The organism is Phenylobacterium sp., assembly GCF_030693625.1.
Taxonomy (GTDB): Bacteria; Pseudomonadota; Alphaproteobacteria; order Caulobacterales; family Caulobacteraceae; genus Phenylobacterium; species Phenylobacterium ferrooxidans.
On record NZ_JAUYAF010000037.1, the window covers coordinates 1 to 1,311 of the forward strand.

The window sequence follows — 1,311 nt, forward strand, 5'->3', positions numbered from 1 at the left end:
GCCGTCAGGCGGCGTATCCGCCGACGCGCTTGATGTTGCAGTGGGCCCAGAGCCTTTCGAGGGCTTGGGCCAGGTCGTCCATCATGGCGTCGGTGTGGGCGGGCGACGGGGTGAAGCGCAGGCGCTCGGTGCCGCGCGGGACGGTGGGGTAGTTGATGGGCTGGACGTAGACGCCATGCTCTTCCAGCAGGATGTCGCTGATCATCTTGCAGTGGACGGGATCGCCCACCAGCACCGGGACGATGTGGCTCTCCGAGGGCATGACTGGCAGGCCGGCCCTGGCCAGCTTGGCCTTCAGGGCGCGGGCGCGCTCCTGGTGGGCGATGCGGATCTCGTTGTGGTCCTTCAGATAGCGGATCGAGGCCACGGCCCCGGCCGCCAGCGCCGGCGGGATCGAGGTGGTGAAGATGAAGCCGTCGGCATAGGAGCGGATCGCGTCGACGATGACCGCGTCGGCGGCGATGTAGCCGCCCATGACGCCGAAGGCCTTGGCCAGGGTGCCCTCGATGATGTCGATCTGGTCCATGACCCCGTCACGCTCGGCCACGCCGGCGCCGCGGGGGCCGTACATGCCCACCGCATGGACCTCGTCCAGATAGGTCATGGCGTTGTACTTCTTGGCCAGCGCCACCATCGCCCGCATGTCGGTGATGTCGCCGTCCATGGAGTAGACGCTCTCGAAGGCGATCAACTTGGGCGCATCGACCGGAACCTGGGCCAGCAGCTCCTCCAGGTGGGCCAGGTCGTTGTGGCGGAACACCCGGCGCTGCTCGCGCTTGCCCGCCCGGATGCCGCTGATCATCGAGTTATGATTCAGCTCATCGGAGAACATGATCAGACCCGGCAGGATCTTGTAGAGGGTCGAGAGCGACGCCTCGTTGGACACATAGCCCGAGGTGAACAGCAGGGCGGCTTCCTTGCCATGCAGGTCGGCCAGCTCGGCCTCCAGCTCGACATGGTAGTGGGTGGTGCCCGAGATGTTGCGCGTGCCCCCCGAACCGCCGCCGGCCTCGTCGATGGCCTGGTGCATGGCGTCCAGCACCACCGGGTTCTGGCCCTGGCCCAGATAGTCGTTGGAGCACCAGACGATGACCTCAGACCGGCTCCCGTCGCCCCGGGTCCAGGTCGCCTTGGGGAACTGCCCACGGTGACGCTTCAGGTCGGCGAAGACCCGGTAACGACCCTCGGCGTGAATCTGCTCAAGAGCGGTGCTGAACGCGGCCTTGTAATCCATCGACTTGAATTCCGGCCGCGCGCTCGACCATCTCGCGCCGCAACCGGTCCCCTTAGCTTCGCCGGGCTTATCGCGCC

1 protein-coding gene is annotated in these 1,311 nt (G+C 66.7%); it reads right to left on the minus strand.

What is annotated here, in order from left to right:
• Positions 1-4: 4 nt before the first annotated feature.
• Entirely contained in the window at positions 5-1,234 is a 1,230-nt protein-coding gene (gene hemA / locus Q8N10_RS08560) for a 5-aminolevulinate synthase (protein ID WP_305337421.1), read from the minus strand.
• Positions 1,235-1,311 lie beyond the last annotated feature (77 nt).

Excerpts from the sequence above, each read along its gene's own strand:
- hemA (WP_305337421.1), bottom strand. The coding sequence starts at position 1,234 with ATGGATTACAAGGCCGCGTTCAGCACCGCTCTTGAGCAGATTCACGCC.